Source organism: Bradyrhizobium sp. LB11.1, assembly GCF_040549385.1.
GTDB lineage: Bacteria > Pseudomonadota > Alphaproteobacteria > Rhizobiales > Xanthobacteraceae > Bradyrhizobium.
In genome coordinates, this window is record NZ_JBEPTH010000006.1 from 230,999 (window position 1) to 255,587 (window position 24,589).

A 24,589-nucleotide genomic window follows, 5' to 3' on the forward strand; every position below is an offset into this window, starting at 1 on the left:
TGAAGAACCTGGCCCTATCGTGGCCCTGGCTCGTTGTCATTGGCGGCGGCCGGTTGCCCGGCCCGCTCGCGGGCGAGCTGTCGGCCGATAGCTTCAGCAATCCGCAGAATTCGCGGGTCGAGCGATTCACCGGTACTCAACCCATTGTCATTGGCCGGACGAGGCCCTTTCCTTTCCTCTTCCGCCGCCATTCCGCTGCTCCCTCGTCAGGTCCATCGGACAAAAAGAACGAGGAAACGAGAGCACGGAAGACAAAAATGAAGCCATCATACTATGGCGTAGAAGTGCTTGCAGGCGGCGGTTGAAGGCTCTTGAACAAGAATTCCGGGGCTTGGACCTTATTCTTCTCGGTCAGTCTATTCGATCGCGTAGCCGAGCGCTCTGTATCCGGTCCGTCGTTTTGCAGCCATGCGAGCCAGAACCGGCACAGCGCTATCGACGTAGTCGACAACGAGAACGTCTGTTTTCCCGTCATGTTGACGGTGGAGCCGGCCAACGTACTGGGCCAACGTTCCTTTCCAGGAGATAGGCATGGTCAGGAACAGCGTATCGAGCCGGCCGTCATCGAACCCTTCTCCAATATACCGGCCTGTCGCGAGTATCAGGCGCTCCTGATCGTCAGATACGCGCAAAGCCGCTTCGGCGATTTTGCGCTCGGCAGCCGACATGCCGCCACGCAGAACGACGAGATTCTTTACAAACGGCGCGAACCGATTCCGAAGATATTCGAGGTGATCCTTCCGCTCGGTTAGAACAACCGGCGAACGCTTCACCTCCAGCGATTTCAGGACATCATCGAAGATGAGGTCGTTCCTCAGTTCATCCCGAGCCAAGGCCGCGTAAATTGCTGGCATTGACGGCCGTTCTGCCGACGCCAGTAATGGCGGCAATTCGAATTTCGTCGGGCGATCACGCACCCAGTGATGAATGCCACGTTCGGAAGCCTGCTGACGAGCATCAACTCGGTGGCGGACAGGGCCGCATTGCATGAAGATGATCGGTTGGTGCCCATCCTTGCGCGCGACGGTCGCAGAAAGACCCAGGACAAACCGTGCTTTTGATCGACGCGCCACCAATTCGAAGCTCGCGGCAGACAGATGGTGACATTCATCAACAATAAGATGACCGTAATCCGCTACGAGATCCGAGACTTCACCGTTTCGGACAAGGCTCTGGATCAGCGCAACATCGATGATCCCGGTCGGCTTTCGCCGCCCGCCGCCGATAATTCCAATCTGTTTCGGATCAATGTTCAGGAAGGATCGCAACCGTTCGATCCACTGATTGAGCAATTCGCGCCGGTGGACGAGGACAAGCGTATTTCGGGCGCGTCGGGCGAGAAGCGCTGCCGCTACAACGGTTTTCCCGAAAGCGGTCGTGGCAGCAAGAACGCCGTGATCATGAGGAACAAGTGCATCGAAGGCTTTCAACTGTGGTCGCCGCAATTCTCCCTGGAAGGACAGTTCCGTGGGCAGCGGCTTGCCGATTTCCCGACGGTCTTCCAAAACAACATCGGCGCGGTGGCTTTTGATGAGCTCGATTGCTTCCTCAAGGCAACCCCGAGGCAGTGCCACGTGTCGCGTATGAAGTTCGGCGCATGATATGACCCGCGGCTTGCCGAAGGTCGGCAAACGCATGGCCTGCGCACGATAAAACTCGGGATTCTGGAAAGCTGCTAGGCGAATGAACTGTGCAATCAGGGCCGGCGGGAGCTCTGCCCTATCTATGTACACCTGATCCGCGACCACGACCTTGATGCTCTCCGGTATCACAGCCTCCATCCGGCGAGGTTCGCTGCGACGGGACGGCGTCATTCGCCAGGGCTCGTCAGCGTGCTCGTCTTCCACCGGCATCCGGACACCGAGAATCCGACCCGACAGTTCCGCCTCGTCGGCGATCCTGAAGGCCGTATCAGCAGAGAGCCTCGGCAAGGATGACAGAAAGGCCCACTGGTCGTCGTAGGGCCGCAAATCTCCGTCGACGAAGACGCTGTTGCCGTTTTCCCGCGCCCTTCTTTGCAATGGTAGAGCGATCAGATTTCCAAAGCCGCCGATCGGCATTGTATCCTGGTTAGGAAAGAAACGATCATAGGAGGTGAAGCCGATCTCAGGCCGGTTCTCCATCGTCTCGGTGATCAGTGCAGCGCCCAGCTGACGAGCGGTTCTAGCGGGAATAGGCTCAGAGAAGAATACCCAGACGTGACCCCCGTTTCCTGACCTCGATCGTTCCAGAGCGGCAGGAATTCCCTTTGCTCGACATGTATCCAGCAGCGCCCTGGTATCGTCCGCCCAGCTTTCCTTGTCGAAATCGGCCGCCAGGAACCAGCATGTTTCATCTTGCAGCAAGGGATATACCCCCGCGACAAAGTCGCCTTCACGCAGATTGCCGCCGCCGCGAAGGTGTTTTTCGATAATGTCATCCGAAGTCGGAATAAACGCCTGATGAGGGCACACGCCGCATTTAATCTTCGGCTTGCCGCATATTCCCTTGGCCCATTCGTTGGCGCAAGCAGGAGCATATCCTGAGCGACCCACTTTCCGGTTTTCCCATCGAACAGGGAAAACATCCGGGCGCCCGGCGAACAGGCTGCGAAACAGCGCAACCTTGTCCGCCGACGGCGAACTATTGGTGATTGGCGCGTCCACAAAGAGCGATGGCTTATCGGAAAGCCTGACAGCCGTCAGCTTTTGCTCAAGTGTAGCGAGCGCGATTTCAAGATCAACCCGCTCAGCATCCAGGGCTGTCAGGCGTTGCCGAATACGAGCGATTTCTTGTTCAGCTTCTTTCTCGTCTACCAAAGTACGAAGTCCATGCCGGCAGCGAACACGTTACCGATCAGCATAGCGCAAAGAATCGTTAAGCTTAAGGTGGCAAGGATGGAACGTGCGCCGTGCCGCACGTGCTGCCATCGCCGCCGCACAAGGACAGGGCGTCACCGATCGCGCAAAGACTTACGCCCACGCATCAACGAAAGCAAAGGCGGGACCCAGCGAACGACGGCGCACAAGTTCGCATCGCGGCGCCCTCGACCGAAGACCGGCGGCGGCATGCGCGCAAACTCGATACCATGGATGATTGATGCGTCCGCAGCGATCTAGCCTCGCTGGTTTGGTGGGGGCACTTCCCGCGCGGCGAAGAGTGTGCGCCTTGGTGACGCGACCGAGCTAGGTTCACTCAATCGGTGTCTAACCTGCGGTCATATCGAACGACACGGCTTCCCATCAAGCCTTACCTGCTTGGCAAGCCCCTGCCGGGCCGGCGACAGCCGGTCAAGGCCGCAAGCCGCGAAGCGGGGGCGCGGAACGCGCCAGCCTTGACGGGGTGGCGCTGGTCCGGCCTGCTTGGGCTCAAGCCGTCAGGAGGTTGCTCTTCCGCTCACAACCCCAACCCGCGCTTTCTGCCGAAGCTCCATTCAATGTCGCCGCCGTTGCGCATGAGGCCGGAAATGTGCTGCCCTATGCGCTTGTCGAGCACCGGCTGCCACGGCACGAGACTGAAGCCGAGGCCACCGTCGCCGCTTAGGGTTTCGAGCATGGCGAACCGGCCGCTGGATAACTGAGTAGAGCCGACGAGTTGGCCATTTATGGAGTTGCCGGGAGCAGCGGGTCGCCATGGCAGTCCGCGTTCGGCGGCGAGCGCCTTGCCGGTCCGTTCGATGTCGGCGGCCTCAAGCCGCTGGATCAGATCCTTGGGTGCACGGACATGGCCGTTACCGAGATCGGTGACGTGACCCATGTTTGCGAGCGCCTGTTTGCGCTTCTCCAGCGCCGCCCTCACCTCCTGGCCGAACCCCTCGCTGGCGAGTGCGACGCGCTGGCGGGACACCAGCTCGCGATCGAGCCAGGTCGCTCCGTCTTGGTCGATCTGCTGGTCGAGGCCGGTGGAAGACAGGACGCTTATTCGGATGTTCGCGCGGTCCCGCGCCAGATCGTAGGCTTGGCCGCGCTCTGGAAGATCGGCAGGGACGCGCCAGTGATCCGCATCGATCCGCTCGGTATGCCCGACCCGGCGCAGCGCCTCCAGGCGGCGGACGTGGGAGCGAACGAAGGCCTCGGGGTCGCCGCCGATGCGGTCGATGGCAGTTCTCGCCCGCTCCAGATGCTCGGACGGTCGGTAGACGCCTCCTTGATCTGCAATATCCATGATGTTGCGGTCTGCGGCGCGGGGCCCGGGAGGGGCCGAGCCCGCCGCGACAATCATGCCTCGGCCGTCCTCCTCGGCGCGGGCGGCATCCATCTCGATATGATGCACACGCCCGTCCACCCCGTCGATCACCAGCCGGACCCGCTCGGCCATCTCGTCGCCGCCGAGCCCCTTGTCCAGCACCCGGCCGACGATGCGTTCGGTCGCGTTCTCGCGGTGTAGGACGTAGCGCGCGGGGTGCCGATCCCCCGCCAGGTCCTCCCGCTCCAGCACCCGGTCCATGGTCTTGATGATGTCGCCGCGCGCGCCAAGCTCGCGCAGCGCCGGCTCGGCTTTGCGCGACACGATCCATTGCCCAGTCTCGACCTCGGTCGCCAACCCCATGCGCTCAAGCTTGCGCGCCCGCTCGATCAGCAGGACCCGGTTCTGGCGGAACGTGTCGCGCATGTCCTGGTCGGGGCGCAGGTCCGCAAATTCCTTCCCCTGTTGCTCGGCGATCAGCATCCGGTCGAGCCGGGTGAAGCGGTCGGCGTCTACTTCCCGCTCGAGCTGCTTCGCCACTTCAAGCTCGGTCTGCCGGCCCAACTCCCGGGTAACGATCTCGCTTGCCCGTTCGCGAATCCCGTAGGCGATATAGTCGCCAGCGACGTTGAGGGTCTTGCCGTCCTCGGTGACGCCGCGCACGATGATGTGGGTGTGGGGATGGCCGGTGTTGTGGTGGTCGACCGCGATCCAGTCGAGTTTCGTCCCAAGGTCGACTTCCATCTGCTGCATCAGATCGCGGGTGGTCTCGCGCGGGTCGGACAGCTCCGCGCCGTCCTCGGCGGATACGATGAAACGGAATTGGTGCCGGTCCTCGCGACCCCGATCGAGGAAAGCGCCTCCATCCTCGACGTCGCGCTCGGCCGAATAGACCTGGCCCTTCTCACCATCCTTCGTCACGCCGTCTCGTTCGAGATACCGCAGATGCGCGTCCACCGCCTTGGCGCTGACGAACTGCCGCCCGCGAGCGGCTCCGCGCTGCGGGTTGAGCTTCACCACCCGGGCCTTCACCGCCACCCGCCGCGACCGTGTGCGCGCGCCGCTCGCGTCCCGGCTCCATGCGCTCCGATCCTTGAGCGTCAGCGCCGTTGCAGCACCCCGCCCACGCGCATTGAACCGGCCGCCTCCCTTACCGGCCCTACCCGGCCGATCGGGGTTGCCGCCCGCGCGGCGTATCATCGACCCCGACTTTGAACGAAAGGGCGGCAACGGGACCGACGCCAGGCACCGTCATCAAACGGCGGCAAACCGCGTCATGCTGAACCACCCGAAGAAGCACGCGATGCAATCTTTCGTAGCCTTCGAAGATCGCCCGTCGCACATCCAGCAGGGCCTCAATCATGACAGAAAATACTGGATCGCTGTGCTCGAGGAGCTCCCGGACGCGTGCCTCGTAGCTCCCGCGACCAACGGCTCCCATCAGCAAGCCATACGCCCGCAGCGTGCCGCGAATGTGATTCTCGATGTCGATCAGCTTGCGCTTGAGCAGCTTCCTGTCCAATCCAACGTAAAGTTTCATCGGAGCTCTCCTTTGTGCCAACGACCGCCTAAGTCGTTGCACCGGGCTCCGGATTCGGCGACGGTCGTGTTAGCCCCATGCACCGGTTTCTCGAAGCCGTCATACCGTCATCCTCGCCGTCGTAAGCGTCCGGTTCTTGCATGACTTTTCGAAAGTGTGTTCTCGTTCCATTTCGGGTTCTCTGCTGCAGTGGAGAATCTCCGGTGGGTCCGAAACATTTCCAGAACAAGGCCAGACGCGAGCGGTGGTCGATCACATCGAGGCCTGACAGCGCAGTAGCGTTTTGCAAGCAGAATACTGCCGTCAGCATCGATTTGACGAGAATACATTCACGCGCTGGAACATCAGACGGAATTGCGCCGCGAGAAGCGCCGTGAGGCGCGGGAGAAAGGACTGAAGAGACGCCAACGGCGGCGCTTCAGCGTGAGGACAGACGTGCGCAATCGCGGCACGCAAGTGTTCTGGGCGATGCATGTCGAGGCGATGAACTGGAGCGGAATGGGCGTTCGCGAATACGCTGCAGCTCTGCGTCGGTCGCCCTATGCGTTGCGCAAATGGCGCGACGAGCGCGAGGTTGAAATCGGGACTGGTGCGCGCATCTTCATCCCTCCGCCCGCCCGGTCGTAGACACCAGTGCCAGCCAATCGGCCGCTGAAAGCAGCTTGACAGCGCCTTCAAATGACACGCCGCATGCGCCAAGCACGCCTGCCCGGCGCTTCTTCAGCGACGAACAGAAGCTCGCGATCGCAATGGAAAGCGGGCACTGGGAGCGACGGCTTCCGGCGTTGCTCGCAGGATCCTCACGGGGCTGCCTGTTCCACTGGCGCGTACAGTTCGGCGTGGCGCAAAAGAAACGCGCGAAGCTTGCGCCCGTCGCTCTCACCGATGACATGGCGGCGGCCGGCGTTCTGCGTGATCTTGTGCAACCTCCTGAGGGAATGGTGACCGTTGATCTACCCAACGGGCGGCGTGTCTTTGCTACCGCCGGCAACGATCCCGATGTCGTGCGGGCGCGCGTTGAGAGCGGAGAGATCGCGCCATGTGATCGTTCCCGCGGGCATGAAGGTGCGGATAATCTGAGCACGATACGCTCTCCGAGCGCCTCTTGGAATGGCAGGCCGCTTCGAGCTGCTATTGGACGGAAACCGGGAGCAAAGGCCGAGCGAAACTGAGTTCGTGGCCATCGGGGTCAATTAGGTGGAAGAAGCGCTCACCCCATTCGGCATCCTGGGGCACGGTGGCTGGCTGGTATCCCGCTGCGAGTGCACGGTCGTAAAGTGTCAACATCGGCAACGTCGGAGATTACCTGCCCCACCAGGACCAGCGCCGCTCGGTAGGCTGGGTGATGAGACCCCATGAAGTCCAAGGGCCTAGTCTTACTGCGTCACAAAATATTCTACGACATTTTTTCGTGCGCAGCAGGGACATCGGAGCAATCGTCTTGCGAGGGCGACGCTGAGCCTGTGGCGCATGGTTGCGATGGAATTAGGGACGTGGCGCTGGGGCCTGAGCGGCGGCGCCTCTGGGTCGGTAACCGCACCCGCTGCCTCATCCTGAGGAGCCGGCGCAGCCGGCGTCTCGAAGGATGAGGCCGCAAGCTCAATCCCTCTCATCCTTCGAGACGCCCGCACGGGCGGGCTCCTCAGGATGAGGTCCCAGTTTCAAATGGAGACCAATAAATGTCAGCTAAGGAAGTCAAATTCGGCGTCGATGCCCGCGATCGCATGCTCCGCGGCGTCGAAATCCTCAACAACGCGGTCAAGGTGACGCTCGGCCCGAAGGGCCGTAACGTCGTGCTCGACAAGTCGTTCGGCGCCCCCCGCATCACCAAGGACGGCGTCACCGTCGCCAAGGAAATCGAGCTCGACGACAAGTTCGAGAACATGGGCGCGCAGATGGTGCGCGAAGTCGCGTCCAAATCGGCAGACGCTGCCGGCGACGGCACCACCACCGCGACCGTTCTCGCGGCTGCGATCGTCAAGGAAGGTGCCAAGTCGGTTGCCGCCGGCATGAACCCGATGGATCTGAAGCGCGGTATCGACCTGGCGGTGGAAGCCGTGGTCGCCGACCTCGTCAAGAACTCCAAGAAGGTCACCTCGAACGAGGAAATCGCCCAGGTCGGCACCATCTCCTCCAACGGCGACGCCGAGATCGGCAAGTTCCTCTCCGACGCCATGAAGAAGGTCGGCAACGAGGGCGTCATCACGGTTGAAGAAGCCAAGTCGCTCGAGACCGAACTCGAGGTCGTCGAGGGCATGCAGTTCGACCGCGGCTATATCTCGCCCTACTTCGTCACCAACGCCGACAAGATGCGCGTCGAAATGGAAGATGCCTACGTCCTCATCAACGAAAAGAAGCTATCTCAGTTGAATGAATTGCTTCCCTTGCTCGAAGCCGTGGTGCAGAGCGGCAAGCCGCTTGTGATTATAGCGGAAGACGTTGAAGGCGAAGCGCTTGCCACCCTCGTTGTCAACCGTCTGCGTGGTGGTCTGAAGGTCGCGGCCGTCAAAGCTCCGGGCTTCGGCGATCGCCGCAAGGCCATGCTGCAGGACATCGCGGTTCTGACCGGTGGTCAGGCGATCTCGGAAGATCTCGGCATCAAGCTCGAGAACGTCACGCTCTCCATGCTCGGTCGCGCCAAGAAGGTGATGATCGACAAGGAAAACACCACCATCGTCAGCGGCGCCGGCAAGAGGGCCGACATCGAGGCGCGCGTTCAGCAGATCAAGGCGCAGATCGAGGAAACCACCTCGGACTACGACCGTGAGAAGCTGCAGGAGCGCCTGGCCAAGCTCGCGGGCGGCGTCGCGGTGATCCGCGTCGGCGGCGCGACCGAAGTTGAGGTGAAGGAACGCAAGGATCGCGTGGATGACGCGATGCATGCGACCCGTGCGGCGGTTGAGGAAGGCATCGTGCCGGGCGGCGGCGTCGCCCTGCTGCGCGCCTCCCAGCATCTCAAGGGACTTCGCACCAAGAACGACGACCAGAAGACCGGCGTCGAAATCGTCCGCAAGGCGTTGTCGTATCCAGCCCGCCAAATCGCCATCAATGCTGGCGAAGACGGTTCGGTGATCGTCGGCAAGATCCTCGAGAAGGATCAATATTCCTACGGCTTCGACTCGCAGACCGGCGAATACGTCAACCTGATCTCCAAGGGCATCATCGACCCGACCAAGGTCGTTCGTGTGGCAATCCAGAACGCAGCGTCCGTCGCCGCTCTCCTGATCACCACGGAAGCCATGGTGGCCGAAGTGCCGAAGAAGAACGCCGGCGGTGGCGGCATGCCTCCGGGCGGCGGCATGGGTGGCATGGGAGGTATGGACTTCTAATTCCAACCGTTCAGAGCACAACAGTAAGAAAGGCCCGGCAGCATGCTGGGCCTTTCTGCATTAGCTATACGTCCATCTCGACGACGATAGCTGCATGGTGGTGACCGCTCTCAAGGGATCAAGCGGAGACGTGCAGCACTTCGCCGACCCGGCTCCACCACGGCAATACTCCATAGCGCTCATACGAAGCTCCGTGGTTGATTTTGTATGAACGATGTGGTCCCTCATATCGCCGCGTGCGCAACGCATCAGCAGCCCTGAAAAATTTTGGTCGTCACTGCAAAAAGACTCTTCAACACAATCTGCCAAAAGCAGACATCGGATATCGGTAAAGATGAATCGGATGTCGCTGCACTACTGTCGATGCCAATGAATGTTGATCGTTCGAGTGAGAAGCCGTCAGCCGCAATTCTGATCCTTCATCCTCCGGATCGAAACCGTGATTGCGCCGATCTAAACTGGAAATGGCGGAGTGCCTGAATACCGTGTCGATTGCTCGGAATTGACTCGCTATTGGACCGTTAAAAGGCGCAGGGTGATTTATCACCGTTTCGCGCTTCCGGCTGTTGTCGGTGACTGAGAGTGTTGAGCTCCCGCCCGGTGAAAGGGAGATCCCCATGCCCAAGAATTCCCCGCCCCCGATCTGCCCGAAGTGCAGCATGCCTATGCGATTTGTCCTCGTGAAAACGGGAGGACGCAAATTCCGCTGCGTCGATTGCGATGTAACAGGCCTCTTTAAATTGCCCGAGGTCACACAGCTTCTCACGGGCGAATTAAGACATCCGGGCTAAATTGCCTCCGTTGGCTTTGGCGATGGTCGTCTGATACAGCCAAAGTATCCGGCGTGGTGCCCGAATTGTCTCGCTATCTGGGTCCAACAATCGCAGCTTGGTTCCGGGGTCTCTCTTGGAGATCAGTCATGCTCGGCAATATTTTCAACAGCAAGGGCACCCGCGTCAGGGTGGTGGATGGCGCAACCATCTTCAGCCTTAACGGCCAAGAACTTTATCATCTAAACGGGATCAATATCTATCGACTTTCCGGCGAGCTGGTCGGCCATCTAAACGGGGCGCACGGCTCCGATAAGCGGCTCGATCGTTCCTCTGACAAGCAATTCCCCGCCAGAGGCAGTTCTTAAGACGCTGCCGAACTCGGAGAAGGCGTCATAAGCCACGACATTCCTACCTTCCTTGCCTTTACGAGCTGGCTGACGAGGTTGAATGGCGGGCCCGGGTTGACGTCGAAACTTACTGAGAGGCTGGCATTCACCCGACAGGCATAGGTCTTTGGAGGTCATCATGAATGACGCATTCTCGCTCTCGATCTCGGTAGTTATCATTGCCTTTGGAATTTGGATTGCTGCTGGCACGATCGGCGCTGGCTCGCCTTTGGCCTGGATGCTCATAGGACTACTTCCCGTCATTGTCGGTACGATCAGCCTTTATCTGGCGATTCGCGAAGTCAAAGCTGCGCAGCGGATTTGAGATTCTGAAATATCGTCAGTTAGCGCACAAGCGCCGGTGATGGGACCAAGCAACGCACATGCGGGCTGGTCGCCGAACTAGAACCGCTGACGCCACATCGACGAAAATCCGCTTCAACGGATGAATGACGGGCGCGAGCGCTACTCCGCCTGCCTTCGGGCCCCTTGGTCACAAAACATCACCCTCTTTCGGATAAGCTTTTCGCCGCGGCCGCGCCGGTGGAGCCGATGTCCGTTCAGGGTCATGTGTGGACGACGCCCGCATTGCAAGAAGAATCTGACGTGCGGCTTGCGGTCGGGTGCAAGTCATGTGTCCGGCTTGTTTGCGCGGCACCATCACCGCTGGCCCTGATGTAGTCCGCGGATCGGGTCCCAATCATTCGCACGGGCTTTAACGCCCATGACCCAGAAGCGGGTTGTCCCAATCGACGGCTCGACCGTTTCGCATCACGCCATCATCACCTTCGCAATTCGATTGTCTTGTTCCGCTATCGCCTCACGCTCCCATCGCCAAGCCTCTTCAGGCTGCTGCAGCAAGCTCCGGCGCTCGATAGTATCCTTCCCTTGGCCATGATCGCCCAAGCGATGCGCGCCATCTTGTTTTGGCAACCGCAACGGCGACGAGCTTGGCCGGCTTCTTGGCAAGTAGCCTGATGATCCAGGGATGCTTTTGCGGATGTTGCCGGGCGTGTCGAACAACGGCTGTTGCACCGATTACAAGCAACCGTCGGAGATAGCGATCTCCCTGCTTGGAGATGCCGCCGAGCCGCTCCTTGCCACCGGTCGAGTGCTGCCGCGGCACAAGTCCGATCCATGCCGCAAAATCCCGACCGGATTTGAAGTTACTCGAGTCTGTGACGGTGGAAGCGATGGCCGTGGCCCCAATCACGCCTATCCCCGGTACGGTCTCGAGGCGGCTGCTCATGTCATTGCCACGATGATGGGCGTGAATCGCGCGATCAAGGGTCCCGATCTGCAGTTCCAGAGCAGCGAGTTGATCGACAATGGCCTGTAATGCCTGTTTCATCGCAAATGGAAGAGCTTCGCGATTACTCTCGTCCGTGATGAGCGCGGCGAGCTGCGCGACACCTTCGCGTCCCGTCTCCGCAACGAGGCCGAGCTCGGCAAGGTGGGCTCGGAGCGCATTGATTAGCTGCGTGCGCTGACGAATTAGAAGATCCCGTGTTCGATGCAACATCAGCGAGGCTTGCTGATCGGTCGACTTGACGGCCGCGAACCGCATCGATGGACGCGTGACGGCCTCACAGATGGCGGCTGCATCGGCAGCATCGTTCTTCGACCGTTTGACATAGCCCTTCACGTAGCTCGGCGGCATCAGACGCACCGTGTGACCGAGCTTGGAGACTTCACGCGCCCAGTGATGAGCGGTTCCGCAGGCCTCCATGCCGACGCAAGGTGGTATCTTGCTAAAGAACTCGATGACCTGCTTGCGTCTCAACTGACGGGTGATGACGACTTTGCCTGCACTATCTACGCCGTGCACTTGGAACACGTTCTTGGCGAGATCAACGCCGATGGTACTAATCTGCATGTGGACGCCCCCCTCTGGTGATTCGTTGTTCAACGATCACCCTTTGGCACATTCGATGCCGGGAGCGGGCGTCGTCCGCCACATCATTCGCGTCGGTTTGACCGGTTCACGGCAACTTCCGTTCTACACCGGTGAACGGACATTCTCTGGATAGGCGGGCATGTCTCAAAGGTGCCACAAGCAGACGAAGCTAGGTAATAAGCCGAAAGGTCCTCAGCCAAGGAGCGATCGGTACAAGTCCAGATATCGATCAGCCATTCGGTCTACCGTAAAACGCTCGCACACTGCTGCCCGGCATGCGGCGCGATCAATTTCGCCGACACGGCTGATCGCATTTACGGCTTCATCGACGTTGTTGACTAAGAAGCCAGTCACGCCATCGTCGATCAGCTCGGGCATCGATCCGCGGTTGCAGGCGATCACCGGCGTGCCGCAGGCGAGTGCCTCCACGACCGATAGTCCGAACGGCTCGTCGAAATTGATAAGATGGAGCAGCGCGCGGGCGGAGCCCAGGGCGTTCGTGCGGGCCGCTCCGCCCACCGGGCCCCGATAGACCACGGCACGCTCGTCCAGCGCGGGCACGACCTGCTCGTTATAATACTCCTGATCCTGGACGATACCGGCCATGATCAGCCGCCGACCCGCTCGACCTGCCGCCGCAATCGCCTCGGCCGCCCCCTTGTCCGGGTGGATGCGGCCGAAGAAGAGCAGGTCTTCGCTGCCGTGCGGGTCGAAGGGAAAGTCCTCCAACCGAATACCGTGGTGGATTGTTGCTGCATAGCGCAGGTTCGGATGGCGATCGGCATCGCTGATCGCAACATAATGGACGCGATCCTCGTATGCCTTGAAGGCGGGTAGGATACGTTCCGAGGAGAAGCCGTGGATCGTCGTCACCACCGGTGTCTCCACCAACCGCGAGAATGCGAGCGGCACGAAATCGGCCTGGTTGTGAATGAGGTCGAACTCACTCGCACGCTCAAATACATGGGCGACGTGGAGCATCTCCCATACCTTGGCGTCGATCGTGGGGTCCTCGGAATAGGCCGCCGGGCAGACACCGGCCAGTTTGCCCGCCGTCCGGCTATCCTTCGTAGCGAACAAGGTGACGTCGATGCCGCGCGCCACCAGCGCCTCGGTCAACAGGCTGGTTACCAACTCCCATGGACCATAATGGCGCGGCGGCGTGCGCCAGGAGATCGGAGCTAGCATGGCAATACGCACGCGATTGTCCTTCGTTGCTTTTCGTTAATCGGCCATCAGGATCAGGCCTTCGTCCGCCCGTAGCAGCACGGCACCGTCTCCGGCCGGCGCTGCGTCGGCAACAGTGGACAAGAGCGCCCGATAATCGCGCGCCCAGTCCGGTAATTCCAGCCGCTGCGAATGTCCCCCGAGATTGAGTGCTACGATCAAGCGCTCGGCGCCGTGCCGACGTTCATAGGCGACTACGTCGCCGTCCGTGTCCAGCAGCGTGAAGTCGCCGATCGCCAACGCCGGATGTGCACGCCTGGCGACCAGCAATCGGCGATAAAGCGCCAGGATTGAATGAGGCTCCTGCGCCATCCGCGCAACGTTGCGAATAGGCCAGTCGGCATTGAGCGGCAGCCACGGCTTAACCGTGGTGAAGCCGGCATTCTCGCTCCCGTCCCACGGCATCGGCGTGCGGACCGGATCGCGGCCCAAAGCGAGGGCGGGCTCGCGCAGCCCGCGCGGATCCTGAACCTGGGCGGACGGGATCGCGACATCGCTCAAGCCCAACTCGTCTCCGTAGTAGAGGGTGGGCGTGCCGCGGAGCGTCAGCAGCAGCATCGCCGCGACGCGGGCCTGGGCCTGCCCACGCTTTGTTGCGACGCGCGGCCGGTCATGGTTGCCGAGCACCCAATTCGGCCAAGCGCCTGGCAGAAGCGCCGCCTCATAGTTGGCGATCAGCGTCGTGAGGGAGCGCGCCTCCCACGGCGCATCGATGAGCTGGAAGTTGAAGGGCAGGTGCACCTCTGCCCGTTCCCGGCCGTAGTAGTGCAGCAGCTTATCGACCGGCAGGTAGATTTCGCCGATCAGCACGCGTTTGCCCCGTCCACTGGCGCCATAACTATCAGCGATGGCGCGCATGTCGGCGGCGATCTCGTGGACCTCGGGCTGGTCGGTCGAATGGAGCTGAAGCACGCGGTGCATGTCGCCCATCGCCGACTGATAGGTCGGGTTGGGCGGATTGTCCGGGAAGTCTGCCGCCTTGACCAGGTGCCACAGCACGTCGATGCGGAGGCCGTCCACGCCCCGGTCGAACCAGAAGCGCATCACGTCGTACATCGCCGCCTGCACGGCCGGATTACGCCAGTTGAGGTCCGCCTGCTCCTTCAGGAAGGCGTGGTAGTAATATTGGCTGGTGGCTTTGTCCCACTCCCATGCCGAGCCGCCGAAATCGCTGATCCAGTTGTTGGGCGGTCCGCCATCCGGCGCGCGATCGCGCCAGATGTACCAGTCCCGTTTCGGGTTGTCGCGCGAGGCGCGGCTCTCGACGAACCAGGGATGCCTGTCGGATGTGTGGTTGGGCACGAAGTCGAGCACAATCTTGAGCCCGCGCGCATGAGCTTGTGCAAGCAGACTGTCAAAATCGGCGAGCACGCCGAAGCGCGAATCGACGTCGCAATAATCGGCGACGTCATAGCCGAAATCAGCCATCGGCGAGGGGTAGATGGGTGAGATCCAGATGGCGTCGACGCCAAGGCTGGCCAGATAGTCGAGCCGCCACTCGATCCCCTTGAGGTCGCCGATGCCGTCGGCGTTCGTATCTTGAAAGGAGCGCGGATAGATCTGGTAGATCACACCCGTCTGCCACCAGAGAACTTCGAAAGAGGCCGCCAACTGAGGCGGCCTTACCGCGGCGCTTGCAGGCCGGGAGACGAAAGCCACTCATTCACATGGGAAGCGGTTACAGCATGGCGGGCTCTTCTGATCCTGGCGTCGCGCAGCGGACCCGGCGGGAGTTCGTTCGCCTCGTCCTTGAGGCGCATGGCCTCCAGCACTAGACGGTCATGTAACGGCGCTTTGGGTTGGATGCGGGGCATGGTGGCTCTCCGAAACGGGCGGGAGCACAACACTCTCAGTCACCGATGGAAGCCGAAGGCAGGGCGGTGATGGGACCAGTAGATTCCCTTTATGTTCGGTTGCCAACCACCCTTGTCCAAAGCGGATTAGGACCCTGCCCGCAGCTTGGGACAATTTCGGCAAGTCAAATACGTACAGCACCCGACGACCGGTGCCGGCCGAATAGGCCACTCGCTGGATCAAAGTAGCCACTAATGCAAACAGCGCCCCCAAGCCGAATAATGCTTGGTGGCGCTGTATTGATTCCGGACAGTGCAATCCCCCGGCACTTATCTGTCTGCGAAGGCGCAATAAGGTTCAACGGCCAGCGGCAATCGAGGCGGCCTTACTCGTCGATCTCTCGGAGCTTCTGCTCAAGTTCCGCGATCTGATTCCTGATGCGTCTTAGTTAGAAACTCCTCATCCGCGGTCCGGTCCACCAATTGGCGATACCTCATGATCTTCATTTCGAGTTCAACCGCTTTGCAGCGCACGGCCGGACCATACATTCAGGTCATTAGCGGAGGGAAGCGCGGCACGTGGCGCATCGGTAGACGTGCGCGACTCCAAATCGGGTTCTGCAAGGGCTACCGGGCTCGTTCCGGCAGAGGCACCAAGAAGCCGCCGCTACCCGTTCAGTCCTTTGATAGCGGGCCTGCTGCAACGCCCGGGCATGGCCAGAGAGAATTAATCTTCAACAGCCGCGGCAGATACCCTTTAGCTTGGCGGTGGTTCGGGCGTCTTCCGCGATGAAGGGGTCCTTGTAGGAAGGCCGCGACGCGTCGCTCTCGACCGCTGCTGGCTTTTGTATTCTTGGAGGAGACGCCGCATCGTAGCAGGCAAGTCGCCCGCTCGTGCTTTCGATCGTGCGGCATTCCGGTCCAGCGGCGAGAGCGCCTTGCGCGCAGGCGCAGAGCATCAATACGGCGAGCGTAATTTTCATCCGATTTCCTTTGCGGGTGGTATCACCATTAGAACAGGCCGCGTCCACGAGCGCAGGCCGCCACCACGAAGCAATAGGCCAATCAGCGCCGCCCGATCGCGCAGCCCTGCGAGAACGCGCTTTTGTGCGCGCTCGAACGCGTCAGTTCAGCGGATCGCTTTACGTCGACGCTTGTGTTGCTATTTCTTCTTGCCGGACGCGAAACCCGGTTGCCATCCCGCGGCCTTTTGGCTTGGCGCCGCAGCTATTGTCTTGATCTTCTCTTTCTTGGGCTTCTTGACTTCCCGATTTCCTCTTTGCTCGCCCTTAGCCATATCGATCTCCTTTGGGTTGATGATGACGCCTTCATTGAACGGCGAATCTCACATTGTCGCGTAGCGCGTCGCAGTTCTCATCGCGTCATCGATCTCTTCGGCCAGTTCGACTTCCCCGATCTCATGCAGACGGGAAGCCATGATCGATGCCTGGGTCGCAGCCATGGAGAACGGCTCTCCCGTTCCATAGCTGAATTTGATGCGCCAGATTCCCCTGTGGTTGCGATGCGGCTCGATCAGCAACACCGGAAGATCGGGCAACCCATTCTCAAGCAGGAGTTTCGACAGCGTAGGCATCACCTCGCCCCTTCAAGCTTTGCCGACGCTCGAAAGGACATGGCGCCAGGCCTGCATTCATCTCCTGCCGTGGGATCCAGGGCTTGAACCAGGAAGTTCGTTCGGCGCAACCTGAAGACTCGCATTGCGCAACTGTGCGCCCATTGTCCGCGAATAGCCATGCATTAGTCGATGCTGCGCCTCGCTGCCGCCGCGCCTCAGCCTCTTGGCGAAAAGACTTCCTCTCCACTGATGGCGCGATCCAGCGCGTCGACCAGCATCTGAATCTCGATGAACTTGTTGCGTGCCCGCTCGGCCTTATCCCGGTCAAAAGGAGCGGCCAGCACCTTCGCATGCGCGTCCCTGTCCTCGATCATGCGCTCACGCGCTTTCTTCAGCGTTTCAAGTCGCTCACTCATTCAGGCTCCCTTGACCTTTCAACGAAAGGCACCGCGCCGCGCAAGCGCGCGGTCAACTTTTCATCGCCTGCATCAGCGCCGAGATCCTGATGGTCGCGAAATTGGAAAAGGTGTCCGACACCGCGTATGGCAGAATGATCTGGTCGTTGTGCCGTATTGCCCCGCAGGTATAGACGACGTTCGGGACGTATCCCTCGCGCTCAGACGGCTCGGGCCGCAGCAACGGCTCACGGGAGCGGGCCAGCACCTTCGAGGGGTCGTTCTTGTCGAGCAACGCCGCCCCGATCGAGTATTTGCGCACCGGGCCGACGCCATGCGTCAGCAACAGCCACCCTTCATCGAGCTCGATAGGCGATCCGCAATTGCCGATCTGAACGAATTCCCAGGGAAATTCCGGTTTCAGAATGGCCTGGCCGTCGCCCCAAGTGTAAAGGTCGTCTGAATAGATCAGGTACAGGTTCTCATTGTCTTGTCGCGCGATCATGGCGTATTTGCCGCCGATCTTGCGCGGGAACAGCGCCATGCCCTTGTTGCGTGCCGCAGGGCCCCTCAAGGGCGCCAACCGGAACGACATGAAATCCTGGGTCTCGATTAGTTCGGAACGGATCGCCCGCCCGCTATAGGCCGTATAGGTGGCGTAGTAGGTTTTCCGGCCACCATCGCTGAACTCGACAAAGCGAACGTCCTCGATGCCGTTCGATTGGGATTCGGTAACCGGAAAGATGACACGCTCGCTGAGCTCTTCCTCGGGCTTGAAGACCAGTTCGACATGATCGCCGTCCGGTCCGGATACGCGATTGCAAATCCGGGGGCTCGAGGCAAGCCGCGCCGTCGGATCAACGGTCAGACTGCCGTCGGCTGCGAATGTTCCGCCCCGAAATGTCAGTGACGACACGTGCCCTTCGCCGATCGCACGGAGGCTGAGAATGAAGCGCAGGCCGCCCTTCGGCGCGTCCGATTGGTCGGGGTGCGGCACGATGCTGGGGTTGAACAAGGCAGAGGCTTCGAACGAATACTCATTGAGAAAATAGGCCCCGATCAACTGGCGCTGGATTTTTGAAAAGCTTCCATGCGCTGCGAAAGCCTCCTCCATTTCGTTCGCGCGGGCCTCGAACCTCTCCAGCAGGTTTCGATGCCGACCGAGGAAATTTTCAAGGACGTCCGCGAGCTGGGAGGCAACGGCTTCGGTGTCAAGGGCGAGAACCCGGTCGACGATATGATTTGCACGCGTCTTGTCAGTCGGGTTGAGATCGCGGGGTTCGGTCGCCGGCTTGAATGGGCGCACGATCACCCGCGCGGGATCGGGACGCAAATAAAGCGCCTGCCGGTTCAGGAAGGTGGCCTGTGACACTGGTGTCCTCGATCGCTTGAGCAGAGGCAGAATTCAGGCGCCCATGGCGCGCAGTGCCGCGGGTTTGGTCAGGCCGGCGTTGACGCGCGCAAGCTGGCGAATCTCGGCTAGCCCAAGCAGGTAGCACACAACCGACTCGCCGCCGCGATTTTCATTGGCACGATCGGGGTGCAGTCCATCGCGGCAACTGCCGGTGTGCGGATCGACCAGCGCCACCGACAGGTCATTGCTGCCGAGAAACCAGGTGAAGGCACGGGTCGCAAGCGCTTTCCACTCGGCATCGCCATCCGCCCGCCATGCCGTAAGGCAGGCAGCGATCGTCGCCGTCGCTTCCACGGGCTGCTGATCAAATGCGCGGGGAAGTTGCCGCAATTCCCCGAAGCCGGCGGTGCCGACCGGCCGGAAATGCCCTGCCGGCGTCGTTTGTCGCGTCATCAGCCAGCGCAGAGACCTCAATCCGGCCTGCACGTATTCAGGCGTTTGCGTCGCCGCGCCTGTCATCATCAGCGCCTGCGGCAGGCGGGCGTTGTCGTAAGCCAACCCTTCCTCGAACCACACCCAGTCCGGCGTTTCGACCGAAGCCAGACAGGACATCAACCTGTCGGCAAGAGAATGCCGGATCTCCTGGGCGTGGAGATCATCGGGAGCCACGGCGCAATAGGCGCCCAAACCCAGCAGGGTGAACGCCCACGCCCGCGGAGAGCGAAAGGTCTCTACAGTCGACAGTGCCTTGGCGAACAAGGCAGCCGCCCACTGGCGCCGCGACGGAGTTGCGTCGCTGCGCGCGGTTTCGCCCAGAGCCCAAAGCGTCCGCGCGTGACTGTCTTCGGACCCGCTGGCTTCGAGCCAGGTTCGATTGAAGCCCATGAAGTTGCGAAACCGCCCGGTGTCGGGATTCCATGCATGCTGCACGAAAGCGGCGAAGCGAGCCGTCAAGACTTCCGACAGCGGCTGTTCGCCTGGACTATTGAGGGCGCAGGCCAAAAGCAGCGCGCGGGCGTTGTCATCAACGCAATAGCCGTGCGAGCGATCGGGCACCGAATGCACGGCGTGCTGGAATAGGCCGGTATCGTCGCACATCGACAGGAAATAGCCGATTTGCATGTCCGGCGCCGCAGGGCCGCGCGGCTCCGGAACGCCCGTGTTGGAGGGCGCAATGACCTTGAGCCAGTGCCCCTGAGACGCGCTCTCGAAAACCGACATGTAGTGCTCGGCGGTGCGTTCCCACGTCATGGTTCGGCTGACCGCATAGGCGCGCCGGCACATCGCCTGCCGGCGAACGTCATCGGTGAGCAATTCCGCGATCTTGCTGCCGATCGCCGTCGCATCACCGAACGGCACCAGAACGCCGCGTCCATTGGCCAACAGTTCGCGAGCATGCCAGTAAGGCGTCGAAACGACGGGCTTCCCCAGTCCGAAGCTGTAGGCCAACGTTCCCGACGTCATCTGCGCCTCGTTGAGATAGGGCGTGACATAGACGTCGCACATCGAGATGAATTCGAGCAGCGTGGGCAGATCGACGAAGCGGTCGAGGAACACAACGTGGTCCTCGACGCCAAGTTCGCGGACCCGCCTCATCAGTCTGTTGCGATACGCCTCGCCCTGGTCTCGAACCAGATTCGGATGCGTTGCGCCAAGGACGACATACAACGCATCGGCGCGACGCTTCAGAATCGACGGCATGGCGTCGATCATGACTTCGATGCCCTTGTTGGGGGACAGCAGGCCGAATGTCAGAATGATCGACTTTCCGTCAAATCCGAGCCTTGCCTTCGCCGCATCGGGCGCGACAAGCGCGACGTCGGGAATGCCGTGGGCTATGACCTCGATCTTGTCGTCCGGCACCTGATAGACGCTGCGCAGCAGTTCGCGGCCCTTGTTGGCCATCACAACGACCTTCGACGAGGCATCGACGATGCGCTCCATGACCGCGCGTTGCGCGGCGCTCGGATTTGCCAGCACGGTGTGGAACGTCGTCACGACAGGCATGGTGAGACGCGACAACAGTTCGAGGACGTGGCCGCCGGCTTCGCCACCGAAAATTCCGAATTCGTGCTGCAGGCACACCGTGTCGAACCGGCCGGCGTTCAGGAAGTCTGCTGCACGGGTGTATTCTTCGATCTTGTCATCCTGGATCTGAAAAGCGACCGCCTTGGGATAATCATAGGTTTGGCCATGATCGGTCATCGCCACGATGCAGGTCTCGAGAGTCGGGCGTGACGTCGAGATCGCCTGCTGCAGGTCGGTCGTGAAGGTTGCGATCCCGCAGCGGCGGGGCAGCGAATTGCCGATAACGGCGATGCGACGGAGCGGCGTCATGCTTGTACCTCGACAGTCTTGCTTGATTTCGGCGAATGGCCGGCGGACATGCCGGCAGATTTGGTCAGCTCTCCGGCGTCTTGCAGCAAAGCAGGCACGGGATCAGGTCCCGGATAAGCCATTAGGCCGCGCATGCCGTCCGCGCCGACCTCGATCACGGCTCGATCGCCCTCGACGAAGACAGCGTCACCGACCGATAAGTTCGTCACCCCGACCCGCGCCCGGCCCTCGATCGCAAGGATCCAGGTTTCCCGATCGGCATTGAGTGCCCAATTCGAGCCCGCCGGCAGGTCGATCCGCTCGAGGACGAAATGCCGGCTTGTGATCAGGACTGTTCGAGCCGCGGTGAGGCGCCGTGGACCGGATTGGGTCTGAACCGGCCCGGCGTCGGAAACAGCGACGGCGCTTTTTTCATGCAGTTCGCGCTGCCTGCCATAGTCAAACAGGCGGAATGTCGTATCGCTGCGCTGCTGAATCTCGGCGAGCACGATACCGGCGCCAATGGCATGGATCGTGCCGGCGGGGACGAAGATGATGTCGCCTTTCGCGACCGGACGCCATTGCGTGAGATCGGCAATCGAGCCGTCCCTGATCGCTGCGCGCAATGCCTGTGGCGTGAGTCGCCGCTTCAGTCCCAGCGCAACCCGCGCGCCTGGGGCTGCTGCGAGAATGTACCAGGCTTCAGTCTTGCCGTTCGGCAAGCCGATTGAGCGGGCAAATTCATCGTCCGGATGAACCTGAATCGACAGCGGCTCGCTGGTGAACAGCAATTTGAGCAGCAGGGCCGGGATGGGTGCATGCTTGTGCGTGCGCTGAAACCACAACTCTCCAACCGGGTCACCGGCAACGTCGACGCTGCTCCATGGATGGAGATCGCCTACCCCCCACGGTTTGCGCGCAATCTGCACCGCGGCATGCTCGATGGCCATACATTGTCCTGACCCGTAACGCGCATATCGAGGCGATATGCCGTTGGTCGATACCGCTGATATGATTTAGCGTGGCTAAGGCGTCGCGCCGGGATGTTCGCGTTTGTCGCGATCCCGCTGAGCTAATTGATCAGATGGGTACTCCGGCGTCAGATAGCAACCTTGCTGGGTCCATTAGCGTTTGGTCGCCCAGGACGGACGAACGCCAGTCCAGGCGGGAAGCGCATCCCATTCGGCCCACCGCATCCGGCGTTCCTCATCGCCGACCCTGATAAAGACAAAGGCGGCATCATCCTTGCCGGTTTTCGAATCAACAAACATTGACGGAACGCCGTATGCGTCTCTGATGATCGCCGTATTTGCCATTCCGACTCCTGCTTTCTGTTAAGCACTCGGATTCCCGTTGAAGCGGACTACCACTGAATAATCACGGCAGCAGCGATCAGCAGCGCAAAAAAGATCGGCAACAGCACCGGAGGCACCAGCCAATCACGAAGATCGAATTTGAGGGTATCAGACATGTGACCGCCCTTTTGGTGGAGGCGGGAGCGCAACGCTCTCAGTCACCGATAACAGCCCGGGGCGCGCGATGATGTCTTAGATATAGTGACTATCTGCCGAATAGCGAGGAAAATCGTAGTTTGTTTTGGGCTGGGCCTGACCATGATGACGCGACGTTCACCAAGTTCGCGCCAGCAATGGCCTGACTCATTGCAAACCATACGAACGTTTTGAATATTGCTCTCCGGAACGAATACTCTGAGCTTTGCACCGCAAGCCTGTGAAGACGATGGGTTCTACGCGTCGGGCAACCACCGGAACCTCTTGTCCAGCCCTGTGATGACCTTCCCGCTTAATCCGTCCGCAAATCCCGACCATGACTCCGTATACGCGCAGCGCGCAGCGATTTTTTGGCATCTCTTTCCCAACTTGAGGGGCGGACCGCCGAGATAGCCTCCGTCCTGGCCGATAGTCCGACGCGGTCATGTGCTTCGTCGGGACCAAGCCGTTGATAGCTGCGATCGCGGCCTGAGACCGCTCTCCAGAGACGATGGCGCTGCGACCTCCTGACTGGAGAGCAAGAACGTGCTGTACAGCATCAGGACAACAGTCTACCCTTCAGCTGCGGGGTGGCCGTTGCTCACCTTGACGCTGTCCATGAAGCGGCGACGTCCGACGTCGCTGCTCGTCGTCGTAGCGGCAGCTAGAGTGCCATCGGAAGGCGCAATCTCTTAGGCTGGATAGTTTTCCAAGCGCGGATGCAAGCGGCGTCTGCGGCTGCGAACGCGCTTGTGTGCGCAACAAAGGAGACCATCATGAGAATACCCGCGATTTTGCAGGGTGAGGCGCGGACTCGCTTCCTCCAAGGTATCGCTTTCGGCGCTGTTGCAGCGATGACGATCGGATTTATCTGGGGCGGCTGGGTCACCGAAGGCACTGCCATATCTATGAGCGCAATGGCAGAAAGCAGCGGTCGGATGTCTGTCCTGGTCCCGATGTGCGTCGCACAGTTCACGGCGGCTGACGGCGCCGTCGCCAAGTTCAAGGCGGCGGGCTCATATTCAAGGGACAACGTAATCGGCGAATTCGTGAAGACCGTTGCCTCCACGAGTATGGACTATTCATTCGCCAGGGCGTGCGCAGTCGGCGTAGAAGCTGAACTCTCAAAGACGGCCACAAAGAGCTGAGTGGTCGGTTCGGCAAGACAAGGATCCAGCGAAATGAGCGGTCACAGGTCCCGACGGCCTTCCTACCTTGCATATGGCTTGTTGGCCGTCATCCTATTCGGCGGTTATGTGCTGCTCAACGACTTTCAAAACGACAACTCCGCAACCATGGCCCCGAACCTGACACTCAATCGCTGACGCCTCGCGCGCTTTTTCATTGGGAACCCCACCGGCACGCCCGCGTGGGTAAGTGGATCCGCCGCCTCTTTTGTCTCGACGGGTACGCAGGTCGCGGTGGAATTGGAGTGCAGAACCCTTGTGCCTTAGTCGTTCGATTCTTCTCGGCGGAGATCGCCCGTTTGTAGCGGGAGAACGAGCGGCTGCACATACAGAATCCACCGACCTCGGTGGCGATCTGTTTAGCCGAGCAGTTGATCATTTCACATCAAGCCGTAACGCGTCGCGCTTCTAACCGCATCATAGATCTCGCCGGCCAACTGGTCTTCGCCTAATTGATATAGATCAGTCGCCAATGACGACGTCTGCTCGGCGCTCATCGAGAGTGGTGGTCCAACGTCATAGCCGAACTTGATGCGCCAAATCCCGCCGCGACTTCGATGAGGCTCGATGAGCACCACTGAAAGATCGGGTAACCAGTTCTGGAACAGCACCAACGATAGACTGGTCATCAAAAACCGCCGGCCGGGCCGATCGGATATCTTCAGCGCCAAGTCTGACTCAACTAGGCTCCTGCGCCCCGCGTGAAGATGCCTCGAGTCGCTCCCAACACGGCTTAATTTGATATTGGCGCCGGACTTTGATTTCGTGGCAATGCATAGTGGATCGTCAGCAGGCTTGCCTTGCTGTCATCGAAAACCAGACGATCCGTCTTTGCCATTTCGGCGCGCATCGCGTTGCGGCAGAAGATCATCCATGGATCGAAAACAGGGAGCTTACTGACGGACCTGTAGAGCTCTCCACACTCGATAGTTAGGTCTTGCCGACCTTGTGCGCCCGCCAATTCGAGCCGGGACTTAATCTCTTGCCGGAACTGATCTGTTGAAACCATGCCACATCCGATTAGCCGAAATCCTTTCCGAAAAGGGATCGGCTGGCTAGGGTTACGTATAAGAAAACGTCCTCGTCGATTCGGACGTCAGGGCTTCAAACCATAGAGAAACGCCACCCCAACCGAGCAGGCGGTTCGATGCAACCACGTCGA

Annotated in this window: 20 protein-coding genes and 3 pseudogenes; 7 read left to right on the forward strand and 16 right to left on the reverse strand. The window is 60.5% G+C overall.

Annotation, left to right across the window (positions count from 1 at the left end):
• Positions 1-356: 356 nt before the first annotated feature.
• The 3 genes from ABIA96_RS18120 to ABIA96_RS18130 form a co-directional block, all read right to left on the reverse strand.
• Positions 357-2,798 (reverse strand): TOTE conflict system archaeo-eukaryotic primase domain-containing protein, encoded by a 2,442-nt coding sequence (locus ABIA96_RS18120; protein WP_354138400.1) that lies wholly within the window; start codon positions 2,796-2,798, stop codon positions 357-359.
• A 577-nt stretch (positions 2,799-3,375) separates the two neighbouring features.
• The gene (locus ABIA96_RS18125) at positions 3,376-5,202 is read right to left on the reverse strand and encodes a DUF3363 domain-containing protein (protein WP_354138401.1); all 1,827 of its coding nucleotides are present in this window, start codon (positions 5,200-5,202) and stop codon (positions 3,376-3,378) included.
• Positions 5,203-5,323: 121 nt separating this feature from the next.
• Positions 5,324-5,704 carry a hypothetical protein gene (locus tag ABIA96_RS18130; RefSeq protein WP_354138402.1) on the reverse strand — a complete coding sequence of 127 codons (381 nt, stop codon included), beginning with the start codon at positions 5,702-5,704 and terminating at the stop codon, positions 5,324-5,326.
• A gap of 423 nt (positions 5,705-6,127) precedes the next feature.
• Between ABIA96_RS18130 and ABIA96_RS18135 the strand changes: the two genes are divergently transcribed.
• On the forward strand, positions 6,128-6,331 hold the full coding sequence (locus ABIA96_RS18135; protein WP_354138403.1) for a hypothetical protein: 204 nt from the start codon (positions 6,128-6,130) through the stop codon (positions 6,329-6,331).
• A gap of 35 nt (positions 6,332-6,366) precedes the next feature.
• Positions 6,367-6,876 carry a hypothetical protein gene (locus ABIA96_RS18140; protein ID WP_354138626.1) on the forward strand — a complete coding sequence of 170 codons (510 nt, stop codon included), beginning with the start codon at positions 6,367-6,369 and terminating at the stop codon, positions 6,874-6,876.
• On the opposite strand, the pseudogene ABIA96_RS18145 reads toward ABIA96_RS18140, so the two are convergent.
• Positions 6,836-7,054: pseudogene (locus ABIA96_RS18145) on the reverse strand (VOC family protein); the annotation flags it as partial. The gene ABIA96_RS18140 and the pseudogene ABIA96_RS18145 overlap by 41 nt on opposite strands.
• A 329-nt stretch (positions 7,055-7,383) precedes the next feature.
• On the opposite strand from ABIA96_RS18145, the gene groL reads away from it, so the two are divergent.
• The 4 genes and pseudogenes from groL to ABIA96_RS18165 all read left to right on the forward strand — a co-directional run bounded on the left by groL (position 7,384) and on the right by ABIA96_RS18165 (position 10,517).
• On the forward strand, positions 7,384-9,033 hold the full coding sequence (gene groL / locus ABIA96_RS18150) for a chaperonin GroEL (RefSeq protein ID WP_354138404.1): 1,650 nt from the start codon (positions 7,384-7,386) through the stop codon (positions 9,031-9,033).
• 79 nt (positions 9,034-9,112) lie between these two features.
• Positions 9,113-9,244 (forward strand): annotated as a pseudogene (locus ABIA96_RS18155) (hypothetical protein); the annotation flags it as partial.
• A gap of 708 nt (positions 9,245-9,952) precedes the next feature.
• A complete protein-coding gene (locus tag ABIA96_RS18160) occupies positions 9,953-10,171 on the forward strand; it encodes a hypothetical protein (protein ID WP_354138405.1) in 219 nt (72 codons plus the stop codon).
• 160 nt (positions 10,172-10,331) lie between these two features.
• The gene (locus ABIA96_RS18165; RefSeq protein WP_354138406.1) at positions 10,332-10,517 is read left to right on the forward strand and encodes a hypothetical protein; all 186 of its coding nucleotides are present in this window, start codon (positions 10,332-10,334) and stop codon (positions 10,515-10,517) included.
• A 519-nt stretch (positions 10,518-11,036) separates the two neighbouring features.
• On the opposite strand, the pseudogene ABIA96_RS18170 reads toward ABIA96_RS18165, so the two are convergent.
• The 10 genes and pseudogenes from ABIA96_RS18170 to ABIA96_RS18215 all read right to left on the reverse strand — a co-directional run bounded on the left by ABIA96_RS18170 (position 11,037) and on the right by ABIA96_RS18215 (position 22,066).
• Positions 11,037-12,068 (reverse strand): annotated as a pseudogene (locus ABIA96_RS18170) (IS110 family RNA-guided transposase).
• 213 nt (positions 12,069-12,281) lie between these two features.
• Positions 12,282-13,289: a glycosyltransferase family 4 protein gene (locus ABIA96_RS18175; RefSeq protein ID WP_354138407.1), complete on the reverse strand. Its 1,008-nt coding sequence runs from the start codon at positions 13,287-13,289 to the stop codon at positions 12,282-12,284.
• A gap of 24 nt (positions 13,290-13,313) precedes the next feature.
• Positions 13,314-14,888 carry an alpha-amylase family glycosyl hydrolase gene (locus ABIA96_RS18180; protein ID WP_354138408.1) on the reverse strand — a complete coding sequence of 525 codons (1,575 nt, stop codon included), beginning with the start codon at positions 14,886-14,888 and terminating at the stop codon, positions 13,314-13,316.
• Between the two features lie 1,383 nt (positions 14,889-16,271).
• Positions 16,272-16,406 (reverse strand): hypothetical protein, encoded by a 135-nt coding sequence (locus ABIA96_RS18185; RefSeq protein ID WP_283807206.1) that lies wholly within the window; start codon positions 16,404-16,406, stop codon positions 16,272-16,274.
• Positions 16,407-16,454: 48 nt separating this feature from the next.
• Complete coding sequence (locus tag ABIA96_RS18190) at positions 16,455-16,703, reverse strand: hypothetical protein (RefSeq protein WP_354138409.1); 249 nt, start codon at positions 16,701-16,703, stop codon at positions 16,455-16,457.
• Positions 16,704-16,900: 197 nt separating this feature from the next.
• Entirely contained in the window at positions 16,901-17,101 is a 201-nt protein-coding gene (locus tag ABIA96_RS18195) for a hypothetical protein (RefSeq protein WP_354138410.1), read from the reverse strand.
• Between the two features lie 52 nt (positions 17,102-17,153).
• The gene (locus ABIA96_RS18200) at positions 17,154-18,452 is read right to left on the reverse strand and encodes a glycoside hydrolase family 130 protein (protein WP_354138411.1); all 1,299 of its coding nucleotides are present in this window, start codon (positions 18,450-18,452) and stop codon (positions 17,154-17,156) included.
• Positions 18,453-18,485: 33 nt separating this feature from the next.
• Positions 18,486-20,771 (reverse strand): glycosyltransferase family 4 protein, encoded by a 2,286-nt coding sequence (locus ABIA96_RS18205; RefSeq protein WP_354138412.1) that lies wholly within the window; start codon positions 20,769-20,771, stop codon positions 18,486-18,488.
• Positions 20,768-21,700, reverse strand: a complete 933-nt coding sequence (locus tag ABIA96_RS18210) for a cupin domain-containing protein (RefSeq protein ID WP_354138413.1) — start codon at positions 21,698-21,700, stop codon at positions 20,768-20,770. The genes ABIA96_RS18205 and ABIA96_RS18210 overlap by 4 nt, the downstream gene beginning before the upstream one ends.
• A 174-nt stretch (positions 21,701-21,874) precedes the next feature.
• Positions 21,875-22,066 carry a hypothetical protein gene (locus ABIA96_RS18215; protein ID WP_354138414.1) on the reverse strand — a complete coding sequence of 64 codons (192 nt, stop codon included), beginning with the start codon at positions 22,064-22,066 and terminating at the stop codon, positions 21,875-21,877.
• Between the two features lie 950 nt (positions 22,067-23,016).
• On the opposite strand from ABIA96_RS18215, the gene ABIA96_RS18220 reads away from it, so the two are divergent.
• Positions 23,017-23,388 (forward strand): hypothetical protein, encoded by a 372-nt coding sequence (locus ABIA96_RS18220; protein ID WP_354138415.1) that lies wholly within the window; start codon positions 23,017-23,019, stop codon positions 23,386-23,388.
• Between the two features lie 419 nt (positions 23,389-23,807).
• Here the strand turns inward: ABIA96_RS18220 and ABIA96_RS18225 are convergent, their stop codons facing one another.
• Complete coding sequence (locus ABIA96_RS18225) at positions 23,808-24,098, reverse strand: hypothetical protein (protein WP_354138416.1); 291 nt, start codon at positions 24,096-24,098, stop codon at positions 23,808-23,810.
• A 62-nt stretch (positions 24,099-24,160) separates the two neighbouring features.
• Positions 24,161-24,436 (reverse strand): hypothetical protein, encoded by a 276-nt coding sequence (locus tag ABIA96_RS18230; protein WP_354138417.1) that lies wholly within the window; start codon positions 24,434-24,436, stop codon positions 24,161-24,163.
• Between the last annotated feature and the right edge of the window lie 153 nt (positions 24,437-24,589).